Here is a 26,245-nt window from a genome sequence, read left to right as displayed (position 1 = left end):
GTACCAGCAGCGCCAGCAGACTGGCCCACAGCAGCGGGATGTACGCATAGTCGTCGGCGGGGGCAGTTTCGGCGGGGGCGGTTCATCCGGCGGCTGGTGATAATAAAAACGAGCAGGCACTTCACGACATGGCATTACTGACTGAACACGAACAACGCAAGGTGGCCGAGGCCATTGCCCGGGTCGAGCGCGACACCGACGCGGAGCTGGTGACCGTGCTCGCGGCCCGCGCCGACGACTATGCGTACATCCCGCTGCTGTGGGCCAGTCTGCTGGCGCTGCTGGTACCGGGCATCGTGCATTACTTCACCGGTTGGCTGACCCTGCACAGCCTGCTGCTGGTGCAGTGGGCCATCTTCATCGTGCTGTGCCTGGTGTTCCGCCTGCCGAAAGTCACCACCCATCTGGTCCCGCGCTCGGTGCGCCACTGGCGCGCCTCGAACCTGGCGCGCCGGCAGTTCCTGGAGCAGAACCTGCACCACACCGAGGGCAGCACCGGCATGCTGATTTTCGTTTCCGAGGCCGAGCGTTACGTGGAGATCCTGGTGGATGAGGGGATTTCCAGTCGCCTGGACAACAAGAACTGGGACGCGATTGTCGCGACGTTCACCCGGCAGGTTAAGCAGGGGCAGACGCTGCAGGGCTTTGTCAGTTGCGTCGAGGCCTGTGGCGAGTTGCTCAAGGTGCATGTGCCGGTGACCCATGTGCGCAATGAGCTGCCGAATCGTCTGGTGGTGCTGGGGTAAGCCTGGGCTTCACCAGCTTTTGTAGTACGCCGCGACACAGTTCCCGAGCGTTGTCCGCCAGGGAGCTTGTCTTCAACATCTCTCACATGGTGCACGCCCTGCGATGGGCGTTCTGTGTAGAGGGAGTTCTTATGAAAACGCAACAATCGCTGGACATCTCGGTGGAGGATGCCCCCAGTCGCGCAATGTACGCTCCGCCGGTGCAACTGACAGCGAAAGAGACGCAAGCCCTGGAGTGGTGCCTCAAAGGCAAAACGTCCTGGGAAATCGCCAGGATTCAGAGTTGCTCGGAATCCACTATCAACTTCCATTTCTCCAATATCCGCCGCAAGTTCGCCGTCGGTTCTCGCAACGCTGCCGTATTCAAGGCGCTGAAGTCGGGAGCCATTTCTGTTGAGCCATTGCAGTCGCGAGATATCCATGAGCCTGACTGATTCGACTTACAACAGTATCAGCGGGCTCATGGTGGGGTTGGGTATTGCGACGTTGCCGGTTATCGATGGAGAAGTCCTGTTCGGGGCAACGCTTGGCGCGTGGCTGGTCACGACCACTCGCGCCAACTTCAAGGCCTGGCAACGCATCGGCTCCTGGCTGTTGTCGGCGGGTGTCGGTTACCTGTTTGCCCCGGTCGCCCAGCCATTGGCGCCTTTTCTGACAGCCGGTGTGACGGCCTTCCTGTGCGCATTGCTGGTCATTCCCCTCAGCATCAAGCTCATGCAATGGATCGATGGCGCCGGCCTCGGGGACATCCTTCGTCATCTCAGAGGGCGAGGGCAATGACCTTTGAGATGGCGGCTCTGGTGTGGGTGACGGGCGTGGCTCACCTGATCAGTGCGTTCAGGCTGGCGTGTTACCAGCGCGACGAGCAGCGCTACAACTGGCGAGACAGGATATTGATCAACTTGTGTGGCGCAGTGTTCTATATCGCCGGCATCGATATATTGCTGACATTCCTGCCGGTGAGCCCATGGCATGCAGCGGTGAGTGTTTTTTCATGCGTAATGATTGTTCGCAGTAGTGGCAACATTATTGTTTTGTGGCATGCCTTCAAGCATTGAAACGTCGGGCTTCAAGTCAGGTTTTGTTCGAGTGTCCAAGTGTTGCCAGGATAGCGGCCATTTCCGAAAGTTGCGTTTCCAGATCCCGCAGGCGTCGCTTTTCTTCCAATGCGTTTTGTATTGCGCGGCGGTCATCCTCATCAAGCAATCGCCACAGCGAAAGGATGGTGCTTTCCTGCGTTGTTGCGGTTTGCGCAACATTTGCAGGGGTGTTTAGAGGCGTTTGCCGCAGCATCGGCCCCTCGCCCAGCAGCAACCAGTCAAGGGAGATGCCGCGAGTCTGCGCGATTTCTACGCATAATGAGTATGGCGTGCTGTCGCGGCCTTTCCAGCTACTGAGTGTCTGCGGGCTGATCTGTAGCGCAGAAGACAGGGAAGCGTCAGTTTTTGTGCCCGTAATTTGTTTCAGACGAGCCAAAACAGCTTGTGATTTTTTGCTACGCAATTTGAGCCTCTTCCTTTTGACATATGCTTTTTGAGTGCTTAACGTATGCGTAATGAGTACTTTTTTTCTTGTAAGTAATCAATCATCAACTATGAATCAGAAGAATACGATGTCGAAACTTCCTAATGGTATCAGGGTGATTTCCTACGAGCTTGGCTCGTATCTATTACATGTCCGCCGGTTGCACTTCCTTTTGTCTGGCGGACGTTATTTGCAGCACCCGTCTTTCACGAATTGTGTTTCAAGCAGTATTGCGTTTGATCAATTCGATTACCACCGGATGGCGCTAGGGAAGCACGTATGAGTACTTACAAGATGGTGTGCCCGCACTGCTTGAGCAGGATGCGCATACGTACCAGCGAAGGGCGGCATATTTTCCTGCGGGTGGCGTACTTGCAATGTACGTCGGAGGCCTGTGGCTGGTCGGTACGGGCCGAGTTCGAAATGACCCACGAGCTTTCCCCCAGTGGCATGCCCAATCCGGCCGTGCACCTGCCGTGCGCCGGACCTGACTTGCGTCGCGCCGCGCGGCCTGTCGCCGAAAGCGCCCCGGCGACGCAAGTGCAACAGGAGTCTTGAGCATGAAGGAGGTTGATGAACAGGCCCATTTGAATGAGGAGCTATTGGCCATAGCGCAGACGTTTCTGGCCCGTCATGAGGGCGAGGGTGTGATTGATGATCAAGTGCTGTTCTGCCGCGCGGTGAGGCATTTGCAGAGTCTGGATATGCCGATGCACCAAGCGGAGCGGCTGGTCAGCCACGCCTACGGATTGCTCAAGTCCAGCAACGATCGCCGGCGTCTGGATCTGGACGCAAGTTCCGAAACTGTCGCCGTGGTCACTGATCCGGCCAACGGTCTGACGTGGGCGGTGCCGGTAGGGTTGATCGTCAAGTTCGTCATTAACTCGCCGACCAATCGCAAACTTCGGCTGGTGGAGCCCTGAGGTAGCGACGGTTGGATTCAGGTCCCGATCGGCGGGAACGGGACCTGGCGCAAAATTACCCCGTGCCCAAAACCCTCGTCCCCCCTAAAATACCCGGCATCCCCCGATTCGTATTGCCGAGGCCGTTTTTCCATGTCCGTCACCGCCACTCCCGCCAGCCTCGCGCCGGATCATCACGCCCAGTTCATCGACCTGCTGCAAACCAGCCTCGAGCACAACGCGTTCATCAAACTGGTGCTGGCCAAGTACGTGGGTGATGAAACGGACCTGCAGCGGATCATCATCAAGCCGGTGACGGTCAAGGCACAGCCTTGCCTGTCTTTTGTCTACCGCTACAAGACCCGCGATATCACCAAGAACCTGCCGCTGGCCGAAGGCGTGGCGAGCATTGCCGGGTTGCTGCCAGCGTCGTTCAAAAATGCGCATTTGTTGTCGTTGACCGACGAAGCCCAGCTCGAATACAGCAAAAAGGGCAAGTCATCGCTGTTCAAGAGCCAACCTCAGCAATTGCGCGAAGTGCCTTCGGCCGAGCACAACCGTGAGAAAAACCGTTTTCTTGACCTGAGCCGGCCGTTTCTCGCCGACCTGGGGGTGACCAACAAGCAGCATGAGCTGATCCCGGCGATGTCGCGCAAGTGGAAGCAGATCAACAAGTTCATCGAAGTGTTCAGCCACGCGCTGACCTCGTCGCCCCTGGCGCTGGACAAACCGGTGCGGGTGGCGGACTTCGGATCGGGCAAGGGCTACCTGACTTTCGCCATCCACGATTACCTGTGCAACACCTTGAAGGCCGAAGGCGAGGTGACCGGCGTCGAACTGCGTGAAGACATGGTCACCCTGTGCAACACCGCGGCCGCCAGGCTTGAACACCCCGGCCTGGTGTTCAAGTGCGGTGACGTGCGCAGCGTGGCGCCGAGCGAGCTGGACGTGATGATCGCCCTGCATGCCTGCGATATCGCCACCGACTATGCGATCCACACCGGCATCCGTTCCGGCGCTTCGATCATCATGTGCTCGCCGTGCTGCCACAAACAGATCCGCCTGCAAATCCAGAGCCCGGCGCTGCTCAAGCCGATGCTGCAATACGGCTTGCACCTGGGCCAGCAGGCGGAGATGGTCACCGACAGTTTGCGCGCGTTGTTCCTTGAGGCCTGCGGCTACGAGACCAAGGTGTTCGAGTTCATCTCACTGGACCACACCAACAAGAACAAGATGATCCTGGCAGTCAAGCGCGCCGAGCCGGTGGACCCGACCCGGTTGCTGGCGAAGATTCAGGAACTGAAGGATTTCTATCACATCAGCGAGCATTGCCTGGAAACCCTGCTGCGCGCTGACGGCTTTCTCTAACCCCTGTGGGAGCGAGCTTGCTCGCGAAGGGGTCGTCACATCCAACATAGGTGTTGAATGTCAGTCCGCAATCGCGAGCAAGCTCGCTCCCACAGGATTGGATTTGACCGCTGTCTTGCGTCCCAGCATCACTGTCACGATCACCCCGCCAGCAAACAGCCAGGTAATCGGCTCCACATGTTCACCGAAGAACAGCGCCGAGAAGGCGATGGTGAAGAAAATCTGCAGCAACTGGATTTGACTGACCCGGGCAATGCCCCCCATGGCCAGCCCGGCGTACCAGGCGAAGAAGCCGATGAATTGCGAAAACAGCGAGACATAACCGAAGGCCCACCAGGTCTTGGCGGAAATCTCGCCCTGATGTTGCAGTGCCAGATATACCACCGGCCCGATCAGCAGCGGCGTCGACAGCACCAGCGCCCAGCAGATCACCTGCCAACCGCCCATTTCCCTGGCCAGTCGGCCTCCCTCGGCGTAGCCCAGTCCGCCCACTGCAATGGCGCCAAGCATCAGCAAGTCACCGACCTGAATGCTGCCGGCACCGCTGATCAGTGCATAACCGAGCACCAGCGCGCTGCCCAATGCGGCGCAGGCCCAGAAGGCTTTCGACGGCCGCTCATGGGACAGCCACGCGGCATACAGCGCCACGCACAGCGGCTGCAAACCGTTGACCAGCGCACCGTGGGACGCCGGCAAGGTTTGCATGGCCCAGGCCGACAACACCGGGAAACCGAGGATCACCCCGGCCATCACCAACGTCAGGCCTTTGACTTGTTTCCAGGTCGGCCATTTTTCCCGGTGCCACAGCAACAGCAACGCCGCCGGAACCGCCGCAAACAGTGCCCGGCCCAGGCCGTTGAGCAGCGGGTGCAGTTCCTGCACGACGATCCGCGTGAAGGGCAGAGTAAGGCTGAAAATCACAACGCCGAGCAGGCCCAGGGCCATGCCGGTGTTTTCGCGCGAGGACATGATGGCAACCAGAATATTGGGAAATGGGATAGGGCTTCATATAGCCATAAACCGTGGGTTTCCCGCTGTTACAGCTAGTCGCAGAGTTATCCGTACAGTTTGCGGGCCACTTCGCGAGCAGGCTCGCTCCCACAGGGATTGTGTCGTCCTTGTGCGAGCCTGCTCGCGAAGAACGATTACACAGTAGTAGCTGGTTATTACCCACTCCCGCGGAATCGGACTAACTTGAATACTCCTGCAAGCCCACTTCCAGAGGAGTCCTCCCCATGGCGGCAAAAAAAATTCTGATGCTGGTCGGTGATTACGTCGAAGACTATGAAGTGATGGTGCCGTTCCAGGCGTTGCTGATGGTCGGCCACACGGTGCACGCCGTTTGCCCGGACAAAGCCGCCGGCCAGACCGTGCGCACGGCGATCCATGACTTTGAAGGCGACCAGACCTACAGTGAAAAACCCGGTCACCTGTTTGCCCTGAACTTCGATTTCGCCAAGGTCAACGCCGCCGATTATGACGCGGTGCTGATTCCGGGCGGCCGCGCGCCGGAGTACCTGCGCCTGAACGAAAAAGTCCTGGAACTGGTGCGCGCATTCGACAAGGCCGGCAAGCCGATCGCTGCCGTGTGCCACGGCGCGCAGTTGCTGGCGGCAGCGGGTGTTCTCGAAGGTCGCGAATGCAGCGCTTATCCGGCCTGCGCTCCGGAAGTGCGACTGGCGGGCGGTACCTATATCGATATTCCGGTGACGGACGGCCATGTCCAGGGCAATCTGGCCACGGCGCCGGCCTGGCCTGCACACCCGAACTGGCTGGCCGGTTTCCTGGGGTTGCTGGGCACCAAAATCACGCTGTAACGAGGGCCATGTCCATGTGCGAGCTGTATGTCAAAGCCGACCCGATACTCTACGAATCGCGCTCCCGCTCGCTGCGCATCTGCGGGGTGGTCACCACCCTGCGGCTGGAGAATCAGTTCTGGGACATCCTCAGTGAAATCGCCGAGGTCGATGGCATGACCACCAATCAGTTGATCGCCAAGCTGTATGAAGAGGTGATGGACTACCGCGGCGAGGTGGTCAATTTCGCTTCGTTCCTGAGGGTGAGTTGTACGCGGTATCTGAGCCAGCGGCGCACGTCGGCGCCGGAGTTGTCGGTGGTGCGGGCTGCGGCGAAGTAAGGAAGATCGTGTCGACTCCATCGCGAGCAGGCTCGCTCCCACAATGATCTGGTGTACACAAATCTACTGTGGGAGCGAGCTTGCTCGCGATGGCGATGGTGCAGGCGACAGAAATCCCGGCTTGGTCTTTACTGTGAAGCGCGCAACCTCTCAATCGCCAAGGAGAAAGAGCATGTCCGGATGGTATGAAGTGAGCAAAAGCAGCAGTGGCCAGTTCAGGTTTGTCCTCAAGGCGGCCAACGCCGAGACCATTCTGACCAGCGAGCTGTACACCACCCACGCCGCCGCCGACAAAGGCATCGCCTCGGTCCAGGCCAACAGCCAGCTGGATGAGCGTTACGAGAAGAAAAGCACCAAGGATGGCCACCCGTATTTCAACCTCAAGGCGGGCAACCACGAGATCATCGGCAGCAGCGAAGCCTATTCCTCTGATGCCGCCATGGAGAAAGGCATTGCCAGCGTGAAGGCCAACGGCTCGTCCAAGGTGGTCAAGGACAAGACGTTGCCGGTGCTTTGAATCACTGTTTCAACTTCACTGAGTATCCCTGTGGGAGCGAGCAAGCTCGCTCCCACAGTGGTTTTATGTACGGCTGAAGATCAGCGCAGGGTCTTCAATAGATCTTGCAACTGAGCACAACCCGCTTCACCCAACGCAAACACCGGCAGCCGCGGATCCCCCGCCTCCAGCCCCGTCGCCCGCAAGCCCGCCTTGATCGTCGCCGGCAAGCCACCCTTGAGTATGAAATCCAGCAGCGGCAACTGGCGATAGAACAGCTCGCGTGCCTTGCGCAAATCGTTGGCCAGCACCGCTTCGTACAAGTCCAGGTTGAGCTGCGGGATCAGGTTCGGCGCAGCGGTGCACCAGCCTTTTGCGCCAGCGGCAAAGGCTTCCAGGGCCAACGGGTTGCAGCCGTTGTAGAACGGCACCTGGCCTTCGCCGAGGCGTTGCAGTTGGTGCATGCGCTGGATGTCGCCGGTGCTCTCCTTGACCATGGTCACGTTTTCCACGGCCTTGACGATACGCAGGATCAAGTCCACCGACATGTCGGTGCCGCTGGTGGCCGGGTTGTTGTAGAGCATGATCGGTACGCCGATGCTGTCGCCGATGGCGCGGTAATGGGCGAGGATTTCCGCTTCGCTGAGTTTCCAGTAGGACGTCGGCAGCACCATCACCACATCGGCGCCATGGGCTTCGGCGAAACGCGCGCGACGCACCGCTTTAGCGGTGGTCAGGTCGGACACGCTGACGACGGTCGGCACGCGTTTGGCCACGTGCCTGATGCTGAACTCGCTGACCTGATCCCACTCCGCGTCGCTCAGGTAGGCACCTTCACCGGTGCTGCCCAGCGGGGCGATGGCGTGCACGCCGCCCTCGATCAGTCGATCGATGGCGCGCCCGAGGGCGTCCAGGTCGATGTCTTCGCCATTGGCGGTAAAAGGCGTGATGGTGTAGCCGATGATGCCGTGAATGTTTGCGGTGGACATGGCGTCTCTCCGTTCTATCAATGGGTTCAGTTCAGGCAATCGGCGTGTTGGCGCAGGATCTGCCGGGTGTAGTAGTTGAAAGCGGCGGCGTGGCGTTTCGGCCGGGCAATCCAGTCATGGGCTTCGCGCCCCAGTTCGGGGATGATCGGTTTGATGTTCCCGGCGCTCATCGCCAGCAATTGCAGCTTCGCGGCGCGTTCGATCAGTTGCGCGATGACACAGGCTTGCTCGATGGTGCTGCCGGTGGACAATTGGCCATGGTGGGAAAGCAGGATCGCCCGTTTGTCGCCCAGCGCCCCGGCAATCAACTCGCCTTCTTCATTACCCACCGGCACACCCGGCCAGCCTTCAAGAAACGCACAATCGTCGTAGAGCGGGCAAAGGTCCATGTGGGAAATCTGCAGCGGCACCTCCAGCATCGACAAGGCCGCAACGTGTGTCGGATGGGTGTGAATGATGCAGTTCACATCCGGGCGGGCGCGGTACACCCAACTGTGAAAACGATTGGCCGGGTTGGGCATGCCGTGGCCCTCGAGCACCTCCAGGTCTTCGTTGACCAGCAGCAGGTTGCTCGCGATGATTTCGTCGAAACCCAGGCCCAGTTGCTGAGTGTAGTAAGTGCCAGGTTGCGGACCACGGGCGGTGATTTGCCCGGCAAGGCCGGAGTCGTGACCGTGCTCGAACAGGACACGGCAGGTCAGGGCCAGCTTTTGTCGGGCAGTCCACGTATTATCCGCCAGGGTATTTTGCATTTGGCTCAGCGCTTGCTTGACCAGTTGCTCTTTGGGCAGTGCTAATGTCTTGGCCATATCGGTGTCCTTTGGGTGATTCAATGGACGTCGGGTTTGCCGCTCATCGGTTCCTCGCAAAGTCGTCGATGAGTGCAAATGACACTAAAGAGGCTATATGACACCTTGTGTCATTGGCAAGGACAAATCGCTGCCTCCTTGATGGATTAATCGCTCTACATGTCTATCCGTTTGAAATTACTCAGAAAAAAACTTGGCGTGACCTTGGAAGCCCTGGCCGAAAAATCCGGCATGACCAAGAGTTACCTGTCGAAAGTCGAACGGGGGTTGAATACGCCATCGATTGCGGCGGCGTTGAAACTGGCCAAGGCGCTGAACGTGAAGGTCGAAGAGTTGTTCTCTGAAGACAACGTCAGCCTCGACAGCTACAGCCTGGTGCGCAGCCACGAGCGGCAACCTTTGGGTGCCAGTGACAGCAATTCGGGTTATGCGGTGCTGGCCCATCAGGTCAGCGAACGCAGCCTGTTGCCGTTCATCATTTACCCGCCGGCCGAATTCGCCGACAAGACCTTCAAGGAGCATTTGGGCGAGGAGTTTCTGTTTGTCCATGAAGGGCGTGTGGAAGTGGACTTCATGAACGAGCGCGTGCTGCTCGAACGTGGCGATGCGTTGCACTTCAATGCGCAGAAGCCGCACCGGATTCGTTCGGTGGGCGAGGTGCAGGCGCAGTTGCTGGTGGTGGTGCACAGCAGCGAAGAGTGAGTCGACTGCCAAAAGCATCGCGAGCAGGCTCGCTCCCACATTTGACTGCATTTCTCCTGTAGAAACCCGGTCACTGTGGGAGCGAGCCTGCTCGCGATAGCGTCAGCCGCGTCGCCGCTAAACCTCGACAGGAACCGTGAGCTTCGTGCCACCTAACGCATGGCTCTTGGAATCAAAAAACCGCAACTCAACCCCCGTCCCCTCAAACACCTTTGCGTAATGCCGCTTCTGGTGCTGGATGAACGCCTTGCTGCGCGGGTAAATCGAGATCGCCACCACCTGTGGTTTCGCCAGGCGCAAGGCATGGATGATGTGGCTGTCCTGTTCCCCCAACGCATGGCCGAAGATGCACAGCGCCTGGCCGTGACCGAGTAATTGCTCGTAGCAGAACGACAGATAGTCCGAACTGCGAATGGTCTTGAGCTTGTCCGCACTCGGCCCTTCGTTGACGAACAGCGGCACGTCGTCGAGGGTCTTGATCGTGTTGTTGATGGCGAAACTGCCCAGCAACGTGCCCTCGGTCGACATCAGCTTGCGCGCCGTACCGTCCTGGTTGCGCACCAGATGCAGACCGCCGTGCAGGTACAGCAAACGGGTTTTATCGGTGGCCGTGTCGCTCAGGTCGAAACCGGGCTCGGTGCCCTGGAACAGATCGGTGATCGCCTCAGGCTGGTGTTGCACTGCCCAATAGTTGAGCAAGTCGTAATTGGTGGTGAACACCGTGCGATAGCTCGCCAGTTCCTGGTTGATGGATGCCAGCGTCGAAGGCACCACCAGTCGCCATGGGATATGCGCCGCATGCACGGTATTGATCAGCGCTTCCTTGATCGCATAGTAGCGGTTGCGCGGGGCGGCAGAGCTGACAGCCAGGGCCTTGTTGACCCGGCTGGTGGTTTTCAAGGCGCTCAGTACCTGCTCGAAACTGCGGGTCTGCAGCGCATCGAACACGCTCAGCTCGGACGGGCTCAGGGGTTTTTCTTCAACGGTGCGGGCGTTGTCGAACAGCGACTCGTAGCCAAAATCGTCCCACACCGCGCGACTGGCACCGTTGCCCACCAGCAACCCACTGAACGAAGCAGTGCTGCGCAAGGCGTTCCAGTCTTCAAGTTGAGCATCGACATCCTGGAAATCGGTCATTGCGGTCTTCGTCTCACGGCAAAAGGTCTGTGGGCGGCGACTTTATCACGAGCGGTGACCGGACCACGGCACGACGTGGGCGAAGAACGCTATGCTGCGACTTCGCCTGAGCCGACTTCGCCGAGTACCCGATGCTGCAAAAAAGCCTGATCCGCCGTCTCGACCTGATCACCCTGCAACTGTTCGTCGCTGTGCATGAAGAAGGCACGCTGACCCGTGCCGCCTCGCGCGAAGCGATTGCAGTTTCGGCGGCGAGCAAGCGCTTGATGGAGCTGGAGGAGGCGCTGGGCATCAGCCTGTTCGTGCGCCAGGCCAAGGGCATGTCCCTGACGCCGGCCGGTGAAACCCTGCTGCACCATGCCCGGCAAATGTTGTTCAACGTCGAGAAAATGGGGCTTGAACTGGGGGAGCACAGTCACGGTGTGCGCGGCTATGTGCGGATGCTCGCCAACCTGTCGGCGATCATTCAGTTTTTGCCCGAGGACCTGCGGGATTTTTCCGAGCGTCACCCACAGGTCAAGACCGACCTCGAAGAACGCCCCAGCGCCGGGGTGATTCAGGGCGTGCTCGACGGGGTGGCCGACTTCGGGATCTGTTCCATCGACAGTGACATCAAGGGCCTGCACAGCGTGCTGTATCGCCGGGACAAACTGATGGTGTTAATGCCGCCGCACCATCCATTGGCGAGCCGGTCGAGCGTGGCGTTCGCCGATACGCTGGGCAGCGATTACGTTGGGTTGCATGCCGCCAGTTCGATCAACATGCGCACCCACGCCGCAGCCCGTGAGGCCGGCAAGGTGTTGCGGGTGCGCATTCATGTGCCAGGGTTCGATGCCATGTGCCGCATGGTCCAGGCCAACATGGGGATTGGCATCCTTCCGCAGCGCGCCTATGAGCTGTTTGGCCGGGCGCTGGGGTTGCACGCGGTGCCGTTGACGGACGAGTGGTCGGATCGGGCGTTGATTCTGGTGGTGCGCGATGAGGCGTTGCTGTCGCCGGTGAGCCGGATGTTGTTTGAGCATTTGCGGGGTCATGTCTGACAGTTCTCGGCTGAATGCACCGGCCTCATCGCGCGCAGGCTCGCTCCCACATTGGAATGCGTTCCCCTGTGGGAGCGAGCTTGCTCGCGATGACTGACCTGAGGCCACGACAATCTCCCCGAGCGTTCGCATTTCGCGAACGCCCGTTGCCAACTGAAGGTTGGATTCCCGAGCCCCCTGTCCTCTAGCCTTGGCGCATATTCCAAGAACAAGAGGTACCCCGCGATGACTGCCCCCTTGAGTGCGATCAAAGTGATCGAGATCGGCACGCTGATCGCCGCGCCGTTTGCGGCGCGCATGCTGGCCGAGTTCGGCGCCGAGGTGATCAAGATCGAAGCCATGGGCCAGGGCGATCCCCTGCGCAAATGGCGCAAGCTGCACGAAGGCACCTCGCTGTGGTGGTACCTGCAATCGCGCAACAAGAAGTCCCTGGCGCTGAACCTCAAATCCCCCGAAGGCATCGAACTGGTCAAGCAACTGGCGACCAGTGCCGATGTGCTGATCGAAAACCTGCGCCCCGGCGCCCTGGAGAAACTGGGCCTCGGTTGGGACGTGTTGCACGCGCTCAATCCCAATCTGACGCTGGTGCGGATTTCCGGTTACGGCCAGACCGGCCCATACCGTGATCGCCCGGGTTTCGGTGCCATAGGCGAAGCCATGGGCGGGATTCGCTACACCACCGGCACCCCCGGTTCGCCGCCGGCGCGGGTCGGCGTGAGCCTCGGCGATTCCCTGGCGTCGCTGCATGCGGTGATCGGTGCGCTGATGTCGCTACTCAGGGTCAAGACCGGGCAGGGTGGCGGGCAAATCGTCGATGTGTCCCTGGCCGAAAGCGTATTCAACGTCATGGAGAGCCTGGTGCCGGAATACGACATGCTTGGCCATGTGCGCGAACGCAGCGGCGGCGCCTTGCCGGGCATCGCGCCGTCCAACACCTATCTGACCGCCGATGGCGCCTACGTGGTGATTGCCGGCAACAGCGATCCGATCTACAGGCGTCTGATGCAAACCATCGGCCGCGCCGATCTGGCCGAAGCGCCGGAGTTCGCCCACAACGACGGGCGTGCAGCCAAAAGCAATGTGCTCGACGCCGCCATTACCCACTGGACCAGCAGCCTGCCGATCGATGAGGTACTGGTCGCCCTGGAAGCCGCCGAAGTCCCGGCCGGGCGCATCTACTCGGTGGCCGACATCGTCGCCGATCCGCACTATCAGGCGCGGGACATGCTGCTCAATGCCGAACTGCCCGGTGGCGCCACGGTGAAGATGCCGGGCATCGTGCCGAAACTCTCGCAAACCCCTGGCGGCGTGAACTGGTCCGGCCCCGGACTGGGCCAGCACACCGACGGCATCCTCGCGCAATTGGGCCTGACCGCGATGGACATCGAACGCCTGAAAGTCGAAGGAGTAGTGCAATGATCACCGATTATTCCGACAGCCTGATCGTGCAGGAAGTGTCCCCGCGCGACGGTTTGCAAATCGAGCCGACCTGGGTTGAAACCCACGACAAGATTGCTCTGATCGATCAATTGTCGCAGGCCGGATTCAGCCGCATCGAAGCCGGTTCGTTCGTGTCGCCCAAGGCCATTCCGGCACTGCGCGATGGCGAACTGGTGTTCAAGGGCATCACCCGGCAACCGGGGGTGATCTACGTCGCGTTGATTCCCAACCTCAAGGGCGCGCAACGGGCGCTGGCATGCCGTGCCGATGAACTGAACCTGGTGATGTCCGCCAGCCAGACCCACAACCTGGCGAACATGCGCATGCGCTGTGAAGATTCATTGGCCGCGTTCGGCGAGATTGTGCAGTTCGCTGGCGACAGTTCCGTGCGACTCAACGGCAGTATCGCCACCACCTTCGGCTGCCCGTTCGAAGGCAAGATCGATGAGGACCGCGTGGTGCAAATCGTCGAGGCCTATCAGGAACTCGGCATCCAGGGCATCACCCTGGCCGATACCACCGGCATGGCCAATCCGCGTCAGGTCGACCGACTGGTGCGCCGGGTGCTGCAGCGTGTGTCCGCGGCGGACCTGACCCTGCACTTTCACAACACTCGCGGCCTTGGCCTGTGCAACGTGCTGGCCGCTTACGAGGCTGGCGCCCGACGTTTCGACGCGGCCCTCGGCGGCGTCGGCGGCTGCCCGTTTGCGCCGGGTGCGTCGGGAAACATCTGCACCGAGGATCTGCTGAACCTGTGCGATGAAGTCGGCATCCACACCGGTATCGATCTGCCGCTGCTACTGAAACTGTCCCGAGGACTGCCGGCGCTGCTCGGCCATGAAGTGCCCGGACAACTGGCCAAGGCCGGGCGTAATTGTGACCTGCACCCGATCCCTACCTGACACCAACCCCCTGTAGGAGCGAGCCTGCTCGCGATAGCGGTGTGTCAGTCGACATCAATGTTGGATGTGACTCAGTCATCGCGAGCAGGCTCGCTCCTACAGTAAAAAAGCACCTTAACCAGACAACAAAAACAATCGGACACCTACGGGAAGTCCGCCTGGAGAACTGCAATGAGCCTTAATGCACTGGAGGCCGGCGCGAGCCCGGCCGTTAGCCACGACGAAGAAAAAGCCCTGGTCAGCAAAGTCGCCTGGCGCCTGATGCCGCTGATCATGGTCTGCTACCTGTTCGCCTTTTTCGACCGCATCAACATCAGCTTCGCCAAGTTTCAGCTGCAGGCCGACCTGAGTCTGAGCGACACCGCTTACGGCCTGGGTGCCGGGTTGTTCGTGGTCGGTTATGTGATTTTCGAAGTGCCCGGCAACATGATGCTGTACAAGGTCGGCGCCCGGCGCTGGATCGCCCGGATCATGATGTCCTGGGGCCTGGCCACGGCGGCCATGGTGTTCGTCAACAGCGAATGGCAGTTCTACGTGCTGCGCTTCGTGATCGGTGCGATGGAGGCGGGTTTTGCCCCGGGCGTGCTGTATTACCTGACGTTGTGGTTCCCGCAGCACTATCGCGGGCGCATCACCTCGATGCTGTTCCTGGCGTCGGCGTTCGCCGGCCTGGTGGGCGCGCCGTTCTCCGGCCTTGTGCTGCAACACCTCGACGGCGTGCTGCAAATGCGTGGCTGGCACTGGCTGTTCCTGCTCGGTGGCGTGCCGTGCATCGGCCTTGGCTTGTTGGTGCTGACCCTGCTCAAGGACCGCATCGAAGACGCCCATTGGCTGACGCCCTCGGAGAAGACCCTGCTGGCCAGCCGCATTGCTCAACATGAACCGCACAAGAGCGGTGGTTCGCTGCTCGCCGCACTTAGGATTCCGGGTTTCCTGACCTTGGGCCTGATCTATTTCCTGATTCAGGTGGCGTCCTACGGCTTGAATTTCTGGGCACCGCAACTGATCCGTAGCGCAGGGACCGAGAGTCCGGTGATGATCGGCTTGCTGACAGCCATCCCTTATATCTGCGGTGCCATCAGCATGGTGGTGATCGGACGCCTGTCCGATGCTACTGGCGAGCGACGCAAGTTTGTCGCCGGTCTGGTGGCGGTTGGTGCGGTCGGGTTCTTCAGCGCGGGGATCTTCGCCAGTCACACGACCTTCCTGATTGTCGCGTTGGGCCTGCTCGGTGCCGGGATCATCGCCTCCATCCCGAGCTTCTGGACCCTGCCGCCAAAACTGCTGGCCGGTGCCGGCGCGGGCGCTGCCGGCGGGATCGCGGTGATCAACACCCTGGGCCAGTTCGGCGGCATCGTCAGCCCGGTGATGGTCGGCCGGATCAAGGACCTGACCGGCAGCACCACGCCGGCGCTGTATGTCATTGGTGTGTGTGCGCTGATCGCGGTGGCGCTGTTGCTATGGGGGTTGCCGCAGAAGTTGCGCACGCTGGATAAGTTCTAAACGGTTCGCAGGCTACGCCGGTCCCTGCACGGACCACGCATCCGTGCCGGGGCTGGCGAAGGCTGTGATCAATGGTCTGAAGTCTGTGGTGACAACGCTGACGCCATCGCGAGCACCACAGCACTGTCGCCTTACCCCGTCACCAAAGTTTTGCTCGGTGTGGCACCGAATTGAATCAACACCACCCCTGCAATCAACAACACCGCCCCGAACACCTTGGGCAATGTCACCTGCCGCTCCGCCAACCCGAACCAGCCAAAGTGGTCAAGTAACAGTGAAGCCACCACTTGCCCCGCCAACGCCAATGCCATGAACCCCGAAGCCCCCAGCTTGGGCAGTAGCACCAGCGCCAGCGAAATAAAACACACCCCAAATGCGCCACCGGTCCACATCCACAGTGATGCCTTGCTGATAAACGCCAGCGAGGGCAGGGGTAAACGCAGCGCCAGCATGATCGGCAACAACACCAGAACGCTCACCACCAACGATGCCAGTGTTGCCCACAACGGATGGCCCAACCCGCGCCCGAGGTTGACGTTGATTGCGCTTTGAAACGGCACCACCGCCCCGGCGATCATCGCCAGCCCTATCAGACCGGCCCAATGCAACGTACTCATGATCGATCTCCAACAGGTTTTGCTGGACTCTAGGGTATTCGTCGCGCAGATTTAAATTCCGTTTTGTTATCCAGAACATGCAGCAGATGAATGATCTTCGACGTATCGACCTCAACTTGCTGGTGATCCTCGACGCTTTGCTCAGCGAGCAACACGTGACCCGGGCGGCCGAGCGTCTGCACTTGAGTCAGCCAGCGGTTAGTCATGCGCTGGCGCGGTTGCGTGACCTGCTTGGCGATCCGCTGCTGGTGCGCGCTGGTGCCGGCCTTGTACCAACTCCGCGAGCGCTGGAGCTGGTGGCGCCGCTGGCCGAAGCCCTGGCCCAGGTGCAAGCGCTGCTGGCGCCGAACGCCTTCGATCCTGCGACCACCCAGCGGACCTTTCGCCTGGCGATGTCCGACTACGGCGCAGCCATTGTCCTGCCGGGACTGATCCGGACCTTGCGCCGTGAAGCGCCGGGCATCGACCTGCAAATCAGCCATGGCAGCCGCGAAAGCATGCTCGAAGGGGTGCTCAACGGTGACATTGATGTCGCCGCCGGTGTATTCCCGGAAATGCCCAATGAATTGCGCAGCACTCCGCTGTTCGAAGAGCACTATGCCTGCCTGGTGGACGGCGACAGCCTGCCCGCCGATGGTGTGCTCGACCTGCCCACCTACCTGGCACGACCTCACGTCCTGCTGGAGATGCGCGGCAGCGGCACCCCGGAAATCGAGCGCGCCCTGACTGCATTGCGCGAACGTCGTCGTGTGGCTGTCAGCCTGCCGCACTGGCGCGTCGCCCCGGAATTCATCAGTGGAACCGACCTGATCCTCACTGTCGCGTCGCGAGGCTTGCGCGATATCGATGAGCAATCACTGATTGTCGTCCCGCCGCCATTTCACATCCCGTCGTTCACCTTTGTGCTGGTCTGGCACAAGCGTCGGGGCGGAGATCAGGCGTTGAACTGGTTGAATGAACGGATCGTGCAGGGGACCCACCGCTGAAGAATTTCTGTCGCGATCAGGCAGTCGACAGCTGAAGACCTGATATAGACTGGCCACCATTCACCAGGCAGTTCAAAAGGACTCCCCATGACCCCATCCTTGCTAATGGCCGTGCTTGCCTCGGGTTTTATCTACGGCATCACCCCGGGACCGGGTGTGCTGGCGGTTTTCGGCATTGGCGCGGCCCATGGGCGACGGGCCGGGGCGGGGTTTCTGTGCGGGCATTTGCTCGGCGATGTGATGTGGTGCAGCACGGCGCTGATCGCGATTGTCGGTGCGCGGGAGATCGGCAGTACCGCGTTCGACGTGCTCGGAGTGCTCAGCGGACTGTACCTGTTCTGGCTCGGCTGGCGTGCGGTGCGCGCCCGTCGCAGCAGCGCTGATGCGCCACAGGGCCCGGCGCGGCAGCCGTTCTGGCACGGCATTCTGTTTGGTCTGACCAACCCCAAGGCCTATCCGGTGGCGGTGGCGACGTTCACGGCACTGCTGTCGAGCCGCGCGGAACTGCTCAACTGGTCGATGCTGCCGGCGCTGATCGCCCTGAGTTTCGTCGGCGGTTTGCTCGCCTACGCTATTCTCATTGGCGTTGTCGGTGCGCGGCGGGTGCGCAGCCTGTACCAGCGTCATGAACTGGCAATCACCCGGTTGTGCGGGGTGATGTTCATCGGTTTCGCCATCAACGCGCTGGTACATGCGTTGCCGGGGCTGATGCCGAACAAGGCTTGAACGTGATCACAAGGACGCAAGGCTGGCAGGGCAGGGATGATTGATGAGCGCTGCATTATCGGGACACCCACGCTGAACCATGGAAAACCGGAATTCCGCGCCGCTGGCGAGCTATATCGATTTGTTGCTGGACGCCGTCTGTGCGGTGGATAAGCAGGGCCGCTTCGTCTTTGTCAGCGCGGCGTGCGACCGTATTTTCGGCTACAGCGCCGAAGAGATGATCGGCGAGGCGATGATCGACATGGTGCACCCGGGCGATCGCCAGCGCACCCTCGACGCCGCTCGGGAAATCATGGGCGGCGAGCCCAAGCTCAACTTCGAAAACCGCTACCTGCGCAAGGATGGCAGCGTGGTGCACATCCTCTGGTCGGCACGTTGGTCCGAGGACGATCAGTTGCGCATCGCGGTGGCTCGCGACATCACCGAACGCAAGCAGGCCGAATCCCGGCAGGCCGCGTTGTATGCGATTTCTGAGGCGGCCCATGCGGCAGAGGATCTGCTGGCGTTGTTCAAACGCATCCACATGATCATCGGCGAATGGCTGCCGGCACTGAATTTTTCCGTGGCGCTGTACGACGAGCGCTGCGCGCAGTTGAATTTCCCTTATCACGTCGATGACCATGAGCCACAGCCCGAGCAGCCCGGAACCATGACCGGGCGCCTGTGCGCCGAAGTGATCCGCACGGGGCAGCCGATCCTGTTGACTCCGGACCAGCACCCACCTCCCGTTGGCTTCGAAGTGCTGCCGACCGGGCAGAACGCACCCTGTTGGCTGGGTGTGCCGCTGAACTCGCAGAACGGCACCATCGGCGCGTTGATCGTCAAAAGCATTCCGGGCGGCGAGCGCTACACCGAGCAGGACAAAGAACTGCTGCAATACGTCTGCGCCCAGGTCGCGACCGCCATTGAGCGCAAGCAATTGCACGCCCGCCTGCAATACATGGCCCAGTACGACCAACTGACCCAGTTACCCAACCGCGAGCTGCTGCGCGACCGGCTCAAGGCGTCACTGCAAGTGGCCCGGGAGGACGACGGGCGCATGGCGCTGTTGTACGTCGACCTCGACCGCTTCAAGCAAGTCAACGATACCCATGGCCACGCGGTCGGCGACATGCTGCTGCAAGCGGTGGCCAACCGACTCAAGGGTTGCGTGCGGGAAACCGACACCGTGGCCCGCATCGGCGGCGATGAATTCGTGGTGTTGCTGCACAGCATTCATGCGGCGGACGATACCGACATCGTGGTCGAGAAAGTCCGTCAGGTCCTGGCCCAGCCTCTGCGGCTGGACGGGCACAGCCTGAACATCCATCCAAGTATCGGCGTCGCTCGATACCCCGATCACGGTACTGAAGAGAAGCAATTGTTTCGGCATGCCGACGAGGCGATGTACTGCGCCAAACGCGAACATCACCTGCGACTGGTCTGAAAAACCGCGCACCGTTCGTCGTGGCAGCCAGGTAATTTTCTAAACCTTTTGGGGCGCGCAAATTCAGATTCTATGCGGGCTACAGCTCGCCGCGACTACCACCAAGAGGAAGAGAATCATGCCTAATTCAAGAAACTCGAACTCGGGGAACTTCGCCAACGATCGAACGAAGGCTTCTGAAGCCGGTCGCAAGGGTGGGAAAACCACCACTACGACCGTCGAAAAAGACCCGGCGAAACCCGACATGGGCCGCAAGGGCGGTCAGAAATCCCGCTAAAGGATGCAGGTGGTTTTGATTGAGAGGCGGGGGCGAAAGCTCCCGTTTGAATTTAACGAGGAGGGCGCGACCATGAACCGGATGGCCACCCGATTATGTAAGACCAGTCTTGCCACGTTACTGGGCCTGTTTGCCAGCGGCGTCTTTGCCCAGTCGACTGCCGAATTCATCGACGAGGCCTCGGCAAAAGGTATTGCCGATATTGAAACGAGTCGCTTGGCGCATCAGAAAGCCGAATCCAAAGAGGTCAAGGACTACACCATTATCGTCATCAACGACCGCACCACGGCGAACCAGCACCTGGCGAAAATCGCCAGGCAACTGGATATACCGGTCGCCCCCCGCGAAGAAATTGTCGAAAAGGCCAAAGCCCTGATGCCACAAGTCATGGATGGGGCGACCTACGACGAGGCCTATACCGCCAGTCAGGTGAAGACCACCCAGGAAGCCATCGATCAGTTGCAGCAGGAGGCGCAGACCACCGACGTACCGCAAATCAAGGCATTCGCCGAAGAAACCCTGCCTAAATTGCAAAATCACCTGGAAATGGCCAAGGCGTTGCAGGCCAAAAGTTAAGCGAAAAGTTTGAGCACAAACGGCGCGGGGCTTCAGTCACGCGCCGTTTTTCTGATCAGCACTGATCCAGATGCGGCTTGGGATTATGCGTTGGGTTCAGGCCATCGAGGTCGAACACCTGGTTCTCGCCCATGGCGCGGTAATGCCTGCGCAGCGCCTCCAGCTGCTTGAGGTCCAACGCCTCAAGCCCGAGCATGGCCTTTTGCGCCTCCTTGGTCACCCGCAACAACTCGTCGACTTTCAAATGCAGGATGTCGGTGTCGCGGTTCTGCGTGTTCTGGATCAGGAACACCATCAGGAACGTGATGATGGTGGTCGAGGTATTGATGATCAGCTGCCACGTATCGTTGAAATGAAAAATCGGTCCACTCAACCCCCACAGGAAAATCAGGATCAACGCGCTCATGAACGTCTTGGGGCTACCGGCCCAGAGGGCGAGTTTCTGCGCGATTTTTGCGAATTTCATGACCGAGTTCCTTTTGAGGGGGCGCCTGATTTTTCAGACAGTGGCGTTGGGATGAAAATTCGAAATGTTCGAAAAGGTGATTCTCTGAAACCTTTAGCGGTGTTCATCGCGGTATCGTAGCGTCCCGAGGACAACGTACCGACAGGAGAACACAATGAGTTGGTCCGCCAAACAGTACGTCGCTTTTGAAGATGAACGCACCCGTCCCGCCCGTGACCTGCTGGCGGCCATCCCCGCCGGGGACGTGCGCTTGGCCATCGATATCGGTTGTGGGCCCGGCAACTCCACCGAGTTGCTGGTGGAGCGCTTTGCCAATGCCAAGGTGTGTGGGCTGGACAGTTCCAGCGACATGATCGAAGCCGCTCGCAAGCGCCTGCCGCAGGTGCAGTTCGACATCGCCGACATCGACACCTGGAATGACAGTGGCCCGTTCGATGTGATTTTCGCCAACGCGGTGTTGCAGTGGGTGCCTGATCACGCGACGTTGCTACCCTCGCTGGTTAGCAAACTGGCGCCGAGTGGCAGCCTGGCTATCCAGATGCCTGACAACCTGAATGAGCACTCGCACCGCTTGATGCGCGAAGTCGCCGCTGATGGCCCATGGGTCGGCAAACTGGCAGGCACCGCCGGGCTGCGGACCGAAATGGCCGATGCCAGCGCTTATTACTCGATACTCAAAGCCTGTTGCACCCGCGTCGATGTGTGGCGCACCACTTACCATCATCCGCTCGCGGGCGGTGCGTCTGGCGTGGTGGAGTGGTTCAAGGGTAGTGGCCTGCGGCCGTTTCTCGAACCGCTGGACGAGGCGGAACGGGCGCAGTATCTGAACCAATATCAGACTGCTATTGAGCGGGCGTATCCGGCCCTGGCCGATGGTTCGGTGCTGTTGCCGTTTCCGCGACTGTTTATCGTCGCGACCCGCTGACGGGAAAAAGGGACGGCGTGATCTGTCCCTTTTTGATCCATCAACGCTGAACGCCGACCAGCATCATCATTGGCCGCTCCCGCTCTTCGGCAAGGGCTGGTTGCGCCGCCACCTCGGCATCGCTCGGCCCCCATTCGTTGACGTGCCGGATGCTGAACCCTGCGCCAATCAGCGTGTTGAGCAACGTGCCAATGGTGCGATGCTGCTTGATCACACCGTCCGCGAGCCAGTTGGTCACACGCTCGCCTTCCAGCTGATAACCATTCACGGGCCAACTCTTGCGGCCCTCGGCATCGATGATCCAGCCAGGGTTACGCGGCGCCATGAAGATCGGGTGTTCGATGGAAAACACGAAATGCGAGCCGGGCTTGAGCGCTGCGTGGACACTGGCGAACAGCCCAGGCAAGTCCTTGATGTAATGCAGCGCCAGGGAACTGTAGGCCAGATCGAAACCGGCGGCGGGCAGATCGAGATGCTCCAGGTCGGCGCGCTCATAACGGATGTTTGATGCGGATGTGGTCTTGCGCGCCTGCTCCAGCATCTTTTCCGAAACATCCAGACCGAGCACGCTATCAGCGCCTTGCTCGCTGGCCCAGCGACAAAACCAGCCGTAGCCGCAACCGAGATCCACCACCTTCAGGCCCCGCATTGGCGGCAGCATGGTCTTCAATGCAGGCCATTCCGGTGCGGCATCGAGGCCGCTGATGGAACGGGGCATCTGGCTGTAGCCCTGGAAGAATTCAGGGTCGTCGTAGATGTTTTGAGTCATGTGAAAGTCCATGTCCCGGAAAGAAAAGGCCCGAACATAGTACCGGACCAAGCCAGCACTGGAAGATCGGGCATGGGGCATCAGGACGGCTCTGCATCCATGCGTCGAGCGATTACATCCAGCACATCGCAACCGTCGCGCAAAGGCACGCAGCAGAGCAATGCGAAGTCACTGAGTACAACCGAGTCAGAGGTCAGGTCGCCGCGCATTGCGAGGTTTTCAAGAAGCTGCGTCACGGCGCGAATTCTGTAGCTGGCGGTGCTGAGCAGGGAGTGCAGGGGTTGGGTGGTGTTGACGTAGAGGGAGGGGAGGTCGTCGGCGTTGCTGGTTAGAGCCATGTATTCGTTCATGAGTGATTCCTTGAATTGAGGTGAACTACCACTCAGAGTCGCCAAACAATGGGTGGCAGCTGTACGCAGGTTGGCGAACCGGGACAAGGCAAACCGGCAGACCCAAAGGTCTCCCACGCACAGCCACCATAAACAGGTAGCCAAGTGCGTTCAGAAACGCTCCGAGATAGCTCGGAGGTTTCTATGCTTTGCCATCGAGTCGCCAAACCCGATACGCCATTTTGGCGTGGTCGGACTATAGGTCTCATGACAAAGGCACAGCAATGCGCAAGTGTACGGACATTTCCCAGTGTCGTGTAGGACGTTGCTTTTTCTGGCGTTGATCTCCGTTGGGCCTTTAAAAGTGGGTCTTTGCACTGACTTCGACGGGCCCTTTATCAAATCCCGCCCACAAAAAAACCGGCCACTTGGGACCGGTTTATTCATGTCGAAAGCAAGGTTTTCAGCTCTGTTGCAAGACCTTGAGTGCCGCCGAGGCCAGAAAACCCGAACGGCTTTTCTCTTCCGGGTGATGCAGTACGTACTCATCAATCCGGTTGAGGAGGTAGCCAGGCAACGTGATGTTCAGCTTCTGGGCCTTGCCCAGATATTTGGTTACGTCGATGTCCACCAGCGCCCACGCACACCCCGCATACTTTGGGTTGGCAGCATGTAAGGTCACTTTATTGGCGGGGGGAATTGGCGAACCGTCTTCGGCCAGAATCTCGAAGTGGCCTTCAATGGCTTCCCGCGCCATGGCCATCGCGTCATCCAGGTCTTCCCCAGCGGAAAAGCAGCCCGGAATGTCGGGGACTTCCACACCCCAGGCGTGTTGGTCGTCGCCCATTGAAATTGCAATTGGGTACAGCATGTTCATTGTCCTCCACGGACCTAGCGCATCGGGCTCCTTAGAGCAGCGCCTGTTGCAAAATACTGATGGCCGTTTTCTTGAGCAGATCTTTCTTCGGGTGAGGGACTGTCACTAGCCCCGGTTTGGTCGGGTGCTTGAAGTGATGATGGCTACCTCTGATTCGTACCAGATACCAGCCGTCCGCAACGAGTTGGCTTATCAAAAATCGGCTATTCACATCACCTCCCTGTGGTGTGCTTGTGGTTACTATACCTACTGCTATTTGTTAATCAACACTATAACCACCGGATCCTTCCTGGGGCCGGCGGGAACGCTATAGGAATCGAGTCTAGAAGGGTGTTCTGGCAAGGGCTTGGGGCAAACCTGAATTGATCTGTTTTGTGTATTGCGAGGTTTTGCCGTGAACACGGGATCCAAATTTCAGGCACAAAAAAACCGGTACCTGAACCGGTTTTTCTATCTCTGCATCTCCCTCCACCATCCTGACGTGAGGTTGAAATTGGGGGAGGCCTACGTTATCAGGCAACACCCGCCAGCAAGCTTTCGTAAGGAATCCGCAACCCGTCGTGCAGGCGCTTGATCATCGACAGGCTCAATTTACGTTTACGGTTCAGCACCTCAGATACCCTTCCGCTCGTGCCAATGAAGGGTTCCAGATCGCGAGGGGTCAGGCCTTGCTGGTCCATGCGAAATTTAATTGCCTCAATCGGATCGGAGGGCGGCATCGGGTAATGCTCGTCTTCGTACTTTTCGATGAGCAGCGCCAGATTTTCCAGCTCATCGCCCTCAGGCGAACCCATTTCAGCTCCCCACAATTGCTCCACGCGTGCAAATGCAGCGGTCAGGTCTTCTTGGTTGTGAATAGGTTTAATGTCCATCACACGGTCTCCGCGTTGATCTGATCGTACTGGGTGTGGGTGCCAACGAATCGTATGAAACCGAGCTGGCGCTGATAGTCGATTGCCATGATTACCCGGTATTTATTGCCACCGATGTTGAATACAACCCTGCCACCCTTGAGGATGCTGGCCGTTCTCAGCTCCGCTTTAACCTCTTGCGGCGTGCCGTAAACGGCTTTCTCCATGTGCCGATACCATTCAACCAGTGGTGTTTCGGAGTCAGTATAAGCCGGGCTACTTTCCCGGAACTCCCGCAATGTCCCTTTTGCAATCACACACACTGCACTTCCTCCCGTTTTGGGAGGTGGTAGTCTTCGTTTCGAAGAGATGCAATCTCTGATTCCGTGGAGGAAATCCTTTATCGGGATAAGTAAAACGTTAACAAAACCCGGTTCTTGCGCCAAAACGCTAATTTTCAGAGTTTGGAGACGCTAATCCAAATTCCGGACACAAAAAAACCGGCCACTTGGACCGGTTTTTTCTGTCTCTACATCCCCCGTCAAAACCACCCTGACGTGAGATCAAAATTCGATTGGAGCGGGTGAAGGGAATCGAACCCTCGTTATCAGCTTGGGAAGCTGGAGTAATGCCATTATACGACACCCGCTCAGAGCGGTGACTTTGTACCAGATACGGCCGCGGATTTGAAGTTTTTCTTTACGTGGAGCGGGTTTAACGCAGATGTGACAAAAAGCCCGGACCGCATGACGGTCGATCGCGGGCAAGCCTCGCGCCTGCAGAATACGTTTAACGCAGCAGGGCGGGGCTTGCTCGCGATGACGCTACTTCAGCTTGCCAATGCATGGTGTTCCTGGACGTTGTGGTAACGCGGTCGGCTTTCGAGTTGCGCTGGTTTAAGGAAGCCCATCAGTGCGTTGCGGCTGTCTCGGCAGGCGGCTTTGTGCTCCATGTCGAGAAAGTGGCCGGTGGCCTGAAGGGTGCTGAACGTGCTGTGTTGCACGTGGCCGGCGAACAACCGGGCGTCGTCGGCGGCGGTGTATTCGTCCCATTCGCCGTTTAGGAACAGCACCGGCACGTCGATCTTCTTCGCCGCGTGCAGGTAGCACTGGCGGTCGCTGTGAAGCACGTCGCTGATGTGGAAGTGCATCTGCCCGTACTCATGTTCGGCCAGGGAGCTGACGTGGCGATAGTTGAAGCGCTTGAACAACGACGGCAGGTGTTTGCCGATGGTGTCGTTCACCAGGTGTCCGACCCGGTCGCGGTCCAGGTTGCCGAGGTGTTCGACGCCGCGCTCGAGGTAGTCGAGCATATGCGCGTTGATCACCGGGGAAAACGAGCTGATCACGGCTTTTTCGATGCGCCGTGGCCGTTGCGACAACGCCATCATGGTCGCGGCACCGCCCCAGGAAAAGGACAGCACGTGTTCGGCGGCGAAGTGGTCGATCAGCTCAAGCAGGATCTGCCCTTCGATTTCCTTGGTGAGCATTTTTTCATGCAGGTTGTGGGCTTTTGACCGGCCCGCGTAGGGCTGGTCGTAGCAGACGACGTTGAACTGCGGATGGAGGTTTTTCACGGTTTGTGCAAACGACGCAGTCGTGGCCATCGAGCCGTTGACCAAAATAATGGTCTTCTCTGCGGCGTCTGCGCGATAGAACTCCGTGTAAACCCGATACTGACCCTGTATATCCAACACAGCGATTTCTGGCCTCATGTCATAAGACT

At 59.4% G+C, this 26,245-nt stretch carries 35 protein-coding genes and 1 tRNA gene; 21 read left to right on the top strand and 15 right to left on the bottom strand.

From position 1 onward, the window contains the following. The first annotated feature begins 128 nt into the window (after positions 1-128). The 4 genes from BSF44_RS21105 (at position 129) to BSF44_RS21090 (ending at position 1,804) form a co-directional block, all read left to right on the top strand. On the top strand, positions 129-746 hold the full coding sequence (locus BSF44_RS21105) for a TPM domain-containing protein (protein ID WP_095945155.1): 618 nt from the start codon (positions 129-131) through the stop codon (positions 744-746). 131 nt (positions 747-877) lie between these two features. Next, a complete protein-coding gene (locus tag BSF44_RS21100; protein ID WP_095945154.1) occupies positions 878-1,180 on the top strand; it encodes a helix-turn-helix domain-containing protein in 303 nt (100 codons plus the stop codon). Beyond that, positions 1,167-1,526 (top strand): putative holin, encoded by a 360-nt coding sequence (locus BSF44_RS21095; RefSeq protein ID WP_095945153.1) that lies wholly within the window; start codon positions 1,167-1,169, stop codon positions 1,524-1,526. Before BSF44_RS21100 ends, BSF44_RS21095 begins: the two co-directional genes overlap by 14 nt. Then, positions 1,523-1,804 (top strand): phage holin family protein, encoded by a 282-nt coding sequence (locus BSF44_RS21090; protein WP_095945152.1) that lies wholly within the window; start codon positions 1,523-1,525, stop codon positions 1,802-1,804. The genes BSF44_RS21095 and BSF44_RS21090 overlap by 4 nt, the downstream gene beginning before the upstream one ends. Before the next feature lie 16 nt (positions 1,805-1,820). Here BSF44_RS21090 and BSF44_RS21085 read toward each other — a convergent pair whose 3' ends face one another. Then, positions 1,821-2,249 carry a helix-turn-helix domain-containing protein gene (locus BSF44_RS21085; protein WP_095945151.1) on the bottom strand — a complete coding sequence of 143 codons (429 nt, stop codon included), beginning with the start codon at positions 2,247-2,249 and terminating at the stop codon, positions 1,821-1,823. Positions 2,250-2,549: 300 nt separating this feature from the next. On the opposite strand from BSF44_RS21085, the gene BSF44_RS21080 reads away from it, so the two are divergent. From BSF44_RS21080 to BSF44_RS21070, 3 genes are all read left to right on the top strand, one after another. Beyond that, positions 2,550-2,828 carry an ogr/Delta-like zinc finger family protein gene (locus BSF44_RS21080; protein ID WP_095945150.1) on the top strand — a complete coding sequence of 93 codons (279 nt, stop codon included), beginning with the start codon at positions 2,550-2,552 and terminating at the stop codon, positions 2,826-2,828. A gap of 2 nt (positions 2,829-2,830) precedes the next feature. Continuing rightward, positions 2,831-3,193 carry a hypothetical protein gene (locus BSF44_RS21075; RefSeq protein ID WP_095945149.1) on the top strand — a complete coding sequence of 121 codons (363 nt, stop codon included), beginning with the start codon at positions 2,831-2,833 and terminating at the stop codon, positions 3,191-3,193. 132 nt (positions 3,194-3,325) lie between these two features. Then, positions 3,326-4,540 carry an SAM-dependent methyltransferase gene (locus BSF44_RS21070; RefSeq protein ID WP_095945148.1) on the top strand — a complete coding sequence of 405 codons (1,215 nt, stop codon included), beginning with the start codon at positions 3,326-3,328 and terminating at the stop codon, positions 4,538-4,540. 60 nt (positions 4,541-4,600) lie between these two features. Here the strand turns inward: BSF44_RS21070 and BSF44_RS21065 are convergent, their stop codons facing one another. Further along, the gene (locus BSF44_RS21065; protein WP_095945147.1) at positions 4,601-5,509 is read right to left on the bottom strand and encodes a DMT family transporter; all 909 of its coding nucleotides are present in this window, start codon (positions 5,507-5,509) and stop codon (positions 4,601-4,603) included. A 266-nt stretch (positions 5,510-5,775) separates the two neighbouring features. Between BSF44_RS21065 and BSF44_RS21060 the strand changes: the two genes are divergently transcribed. The 3 genes from BSF44_RS21060 (at position 5,776) to BSF44_RS21050 (ending at position 7,194) form a co-directional block, all read left to right on the top strand. Beyond that, entirely contained in the window at positions 5,776-6,357 is a 582-nt protein-coding gene (locus BSF44_RS21060) for a DJ-1/PfpI family protein (protein ID WP_008051822.1), read from the top strand. Positions 6,358-6,371: 14 nt separating this feature from the next. Beyond that, positions 6,372-6,677, top strand: a complete 306-nt coding sequence (locus BSF44_RS21055; RefSeq protein ID WP_095945146.1) for a ribbon-helix-helix domain-containing protein — start codon at positions 6,372-6,374, stop codon at positions 6,675-6,677. 172 nt (positions 6,678-6,849) lie between these two features. Then, positions 6,850-7,194 (top strand): YegP family protein, encoded by a 345-nt coding sequence (locus BSF44_RS21050; RefSeq protein WP_095945145.1) that lies wholly within the window; start codon positions 6,850-6,852, stop codon positions 7,192-7,194. 80 nt (positions 7,195-7,274) lie between these two features. On the opposite strand, the gene BSF44_RS21045 is transcribed toward BSF44_RS21050, so the two are convergent. Together BSF44_RS21045 and BSF44_RS21040 are read right to left on the bottom strand one after the other, a co-directional pair. After that, positions 7,275-8,162 carry a dihydrodipicolinate synthase family protein gene (locus BSF44_RS21045; protein ID WP_095945144.1) on the bottom strand — a complete coding sequence of 296 codons (888 nt, stop codon included), beginning with the start codon at positions 8,160-8,162 and terminating at the stop codon, positions 7,275-7,277. Between the two features lie 26 nt (positions 8,163-8,188). Beyond that, on the bottom strand, positions 8,189-8,971 hold the full coding sequence (locus BSF44_RS21040; RefSeq protein WP_095945143.1) for an aldolase: 783 nt from the start codon (positions 8,969-8,971) through the stop codon (positions 8,189-8,191). Positions 8,972-9,130: 159 nt separating this feature from the next. Between BSF44_RS21040 and BSF44_RS21035 the strand changes: the two genes are divergently transcribed. Further along, positions 9,131-9,673: a helix-turn-helix domain-containing protein gene (locus BSF44_RS21035; protein ID WP_095945142.1), complete on the top strand. Its 543-nt coding sequence runs from the start codon at positions 9,131-9,133 to the stop codon at positions 9,671-9,673. Between the two features lie 117 nt (positions 9,674-9,790). Here the strand turns inward: BSF44_RS21035 and BSF44_RS21030 are convergent, their stop codons facing one another. Further along, positions 9,791-10,810, bottom strand: coding sequence for a DUF4917 family protein (locus tag BSF44_RS21030; RefSeq protein ID WP_095945141.1), 1,020 nt, complete (start codon positions 10,808-10,810; stop codon positions 9,791-9,793). Between the two features lie 131 nt (positions 10,811-10,941). On the opposite strand from BSF44_RS21030, the gene BSF44_RS21025 reads away from it, so the two are divergent. The 4 genes from BSF44_RS21025 to BSF44_RS21010 all read left to right on the top strand — a co-directional run bounded on the left by BSF44_RS21025 (position 10,942) and on the right by BSF44_RS21010 (position 15,695). Continuing rightward, positions 10,942-11,850, top strand: a complete 909-nt coding sequence (locus BSF44_RS21025; RefSeq protein WP_095945140.1) for a LysR family transcriptional regulator — start codon at positions 10,942-10,944, stop codon at positions 11,848-11,850. A 225-nt stretch (positions 11,851-12,075) separates the two neighbouring features. Continuing rightward, positions 12,076-13,269, top strand: coding sequence for a CaiB/BaiF CoA-transferase family protein (locus BSF44_RS21020; protein WP_095945139.1), 1,194 nt, complete (start codon positions 12,076-12,078; stop codon positions 13,267-13,269). Next, complete coding sequence (locus BSF44_RS21015; protein ID WP_095945138.1) at positions 13,266-14,192, top strand: hydroxymethylglutaryl-CoA lyase; 927 nt, start codon at positions 13,266-13,268, stop codon at positions 14,190-14,192. The genes BSF44_RS21020 and BSF44_RS21015 overlap by 4 nt, the downstream gene beginning before the upstream one ends. 171 nt (positions 14,193-14,363) lie before the next feature. Next, positions 14,364-15,695: an MFS transporter gene (locus BSF44_RS21010; RefSeq protein WP_095945137.1), complete on the top strand. Its 1,332-nt coding sequence runs from the start codon at positions 14,364-14,366 to the stop codon at positions 15,693-15,695. Between the two features lie 131 nt (positions 15,696-15,826). Here the strand turns inward: BSF44_RS21010 and BSF44_RS21005 are convergent, their stop codons facing one another. Next, positions 15,827-16,312: a DMT family transporter gene (locus BSF44_RS21005; RefSeq protein ID WP_095945136.1), complete on the bottom strand. Its 486-nt coding sequence runs from the start codon at positions 16,310-16,312 to the stop codon at positions 15,827-15,829. 77 nt (positions 16,313-16,389) lie between these two features. On the opposite strand from BSF44_RS21005, the gene BSF44_RS21000 reads away from it, so the two are divergent. From BSF44_RS21000 to BSF44_RS20980, 5 genes are all read left to right on the top strand, one after another. Then, positions 16,390-17,298 carry a LysR family transcriptional regulator gene (locus tag BSF44_RS21000; protein ID WP_095945135.1) on the top strand — a complete coding sequence of 303 codons (909 nt, stop codon included), beginning with the start codon at positions 16,390-16,392 and terminating at the stop codon, positions 17,296-17,298. An 87-nt stretch (positions 17,299-17,385) separates the two neighbouring features. Further along, on the top strand, positions 17,386-18,024 hold the full coding sequence (locus BSF44_RS20995; protein ID WP_095945134.1) for a LysE family translocator: 639 nt from the start codon (positions 17,386-17,388) through the stop codon (positions 18,022-18,024). Between the two features lie 79 nt (positions 18,025-18,103). Beyond that, entirely contained in the window at positions 18,104-19,450 is a 1,347-nt protein-coding gene (locus tag BSF44_RS20990) for a bifunctional diguanylate cyclase/phosphodiesterase (RefSeq protein WP_095945133.1), read from the top strand. A 118-nt stretch (positions 19,451-19,568) separates the two neighbouring features. Further along, complete coding sequence (locus tag BSF44_RS20985) at positions 19,569-19,727, top strand: KGG domain-containing protein (RefSeq protein WP_095945132.1); 159 nt, start codon at positions 19,569-19,571, stop codon at positions 19,725-19,727. A gap of 72 nt (positions 19,728-19,799) precedes the next feature. Beyond that, positions 19,800-20,303: a DUF4142 domain-containing protein gene (locus BSF44_RS20980; protein WP_095945131.1), complete on the top strand. Its 504-nt coding sequence runs from the start codon at positions 19,800-19,802 to the stop codon at positions 20,301-20,303. A gap of 55 nt (positions 20,304-20,358) precedes the next feature. Here the strand turns inward: BSF44_RS20980 and BSF44_RS20975 are convergent, their stop codons facing one another. Next, a complete protein-coding gene (locus BSF44_RS20975) occupies positions 20,359-20,769 on the bottom strand; it encodes a low affinity iron permease family protein (protein WP_095945130.1) in 411 nt (136 codons plus the stop codon). Positions 20,770-20,923: 154 nt separating this feature from the next. Here BSF44_RS20975 and tam point away from each other — a divergent pair, with 154 nt between their 5' ends. After that, entirely contained in the window at positions 20,924-21,694 is a 771-nt protein-coding gene (gene tam / locus BSF44_RS20970; protein WP_095945129.1) for a trans-aconitate 2-methyltransferase, read from the top strand. Between the two features lie 40 nt (positions 21,695-21,734). On the opposite strand, the gene BSF44_RS20965 is transcribed toward tam, so the two are convergent. The 8 genes from BSF44_RS20965 to BSF44_RS20930 all read right to left on the bottom strand — a co-directional run bounded on the left by BSF44_RS20965 (position 21,735) and on the right by BSF44_RS20930 (position 26,234). Then, entirely contained in the window at positions 21,735-22,463 is a 729-nt protein-coding gene (locus BSF44_RS20965) for a bifunctional 2-polyprenyl-6-hydroxyphenol methylase/3-demethylubiquinol 3-O-methyltransferase UbiG (RefSeq protein WP_095945128.1), read from the bottom strand. An 80-nt stretch (positions 22,464-22,543) separates the two neighbouring features. Further along, positions 22,544-22,813 carry a short-chain dehydrogenase gene (locus BSF44_RS20960; protein ID WP_095945127.1) on the bottom strand — a complete coding sequence of 90 codons (270 nt, stop codon included), beginning with the start codon at positions 22,811-22,813 and terminating at the stop codon, positions 22,544-22,546. A gap of 442 nt (positions 22,814-23,255) precedes the next feature. After that, positions 23,256-23,663, bottom strand: a complete 408-nt coding sequence (locus tag BSF44_RS20955; RefSeq protein WP_095945156.1) for a type II toxin-antitoxin system HicB family antitoxin — start codon at positions 23,661-23,663, stop codon at positions 23,256-23,258. Positions 23,664-23,700: 37 nt separating this feature from the next. After that, the gene (locus BSF44_RS20950; RefSeq protein WP_077184214.1) at positions 23,701-23,880 is read right to left on the bottom strand and encodes a type II toxin-antitoxin system HicA family toxin; all 180 of its coding nucleotides are present in this window, start codon (positions 23,878-23,880) and stop codon (positions 23,701-23,703) included. 301 nt (positions 23,881-24,181) lie between these two features. After that, positions 24,182-24,541 (bottom strand): type II toxin-antitoxin system HigA family antitoxin, encoded by a 360-nt coding sequence (locus tag BSF44_RS20945; RefSeq protein WP_095945126.1) that lies wholly within the window; start codon positions 24,539-24,541, stop codon positions 24,182-24,184. Further along, positions 24,541-24,843: a type II toxin-antitoxin system HigB family toxin gene (locus BSF44_RS20940; protein WP_095945125.1), complete on the bottom strand. Its 303-nt coding sequence runs from the start codon at positions 24,841-24,843 to the stop codon at positions 24,541-24,543. Before BSF44_RS20940 ends, BSF44_RS20945 begins: the two co-directional genes overlap by 1 nt. Before the next feature lie 252 nt (positions 24,844-25,095). Then, positions 25,096-25,169 (bottom strand) — tRNA-Gly (locus BSF44_RS20935). Between the two features lie 180 nt (positions 25,170-25,349). Next, positions 25,350-26,234: an alpha/beta fold hydrolase gene (locus BSF44_RS20930; protein ID WP_046041531.1), complete on the bottom strand. Its 885-nt coding sequence runs from the start codon at positions 26,232-26,234 to the stop codon at positions 25,350-25,352. Positions 26,235-26,245: the final 11 nt, after the last annotated feature.

Source organism: Pseudomonas sp. ACN8, assembly GCF_002303925.1.
Taxonomy (GTDB): Bacteria; Pseudomonadota; Gammaproteobacteria; order Pseudomonadales; family Pseudomonadaceae; genus Aquipseudomonas.
The sequence above is the reverse complement of the archived record's forward strand: the minus strand, read 5'-3'. Positions and strand labels throughout refer to the sequence as shown.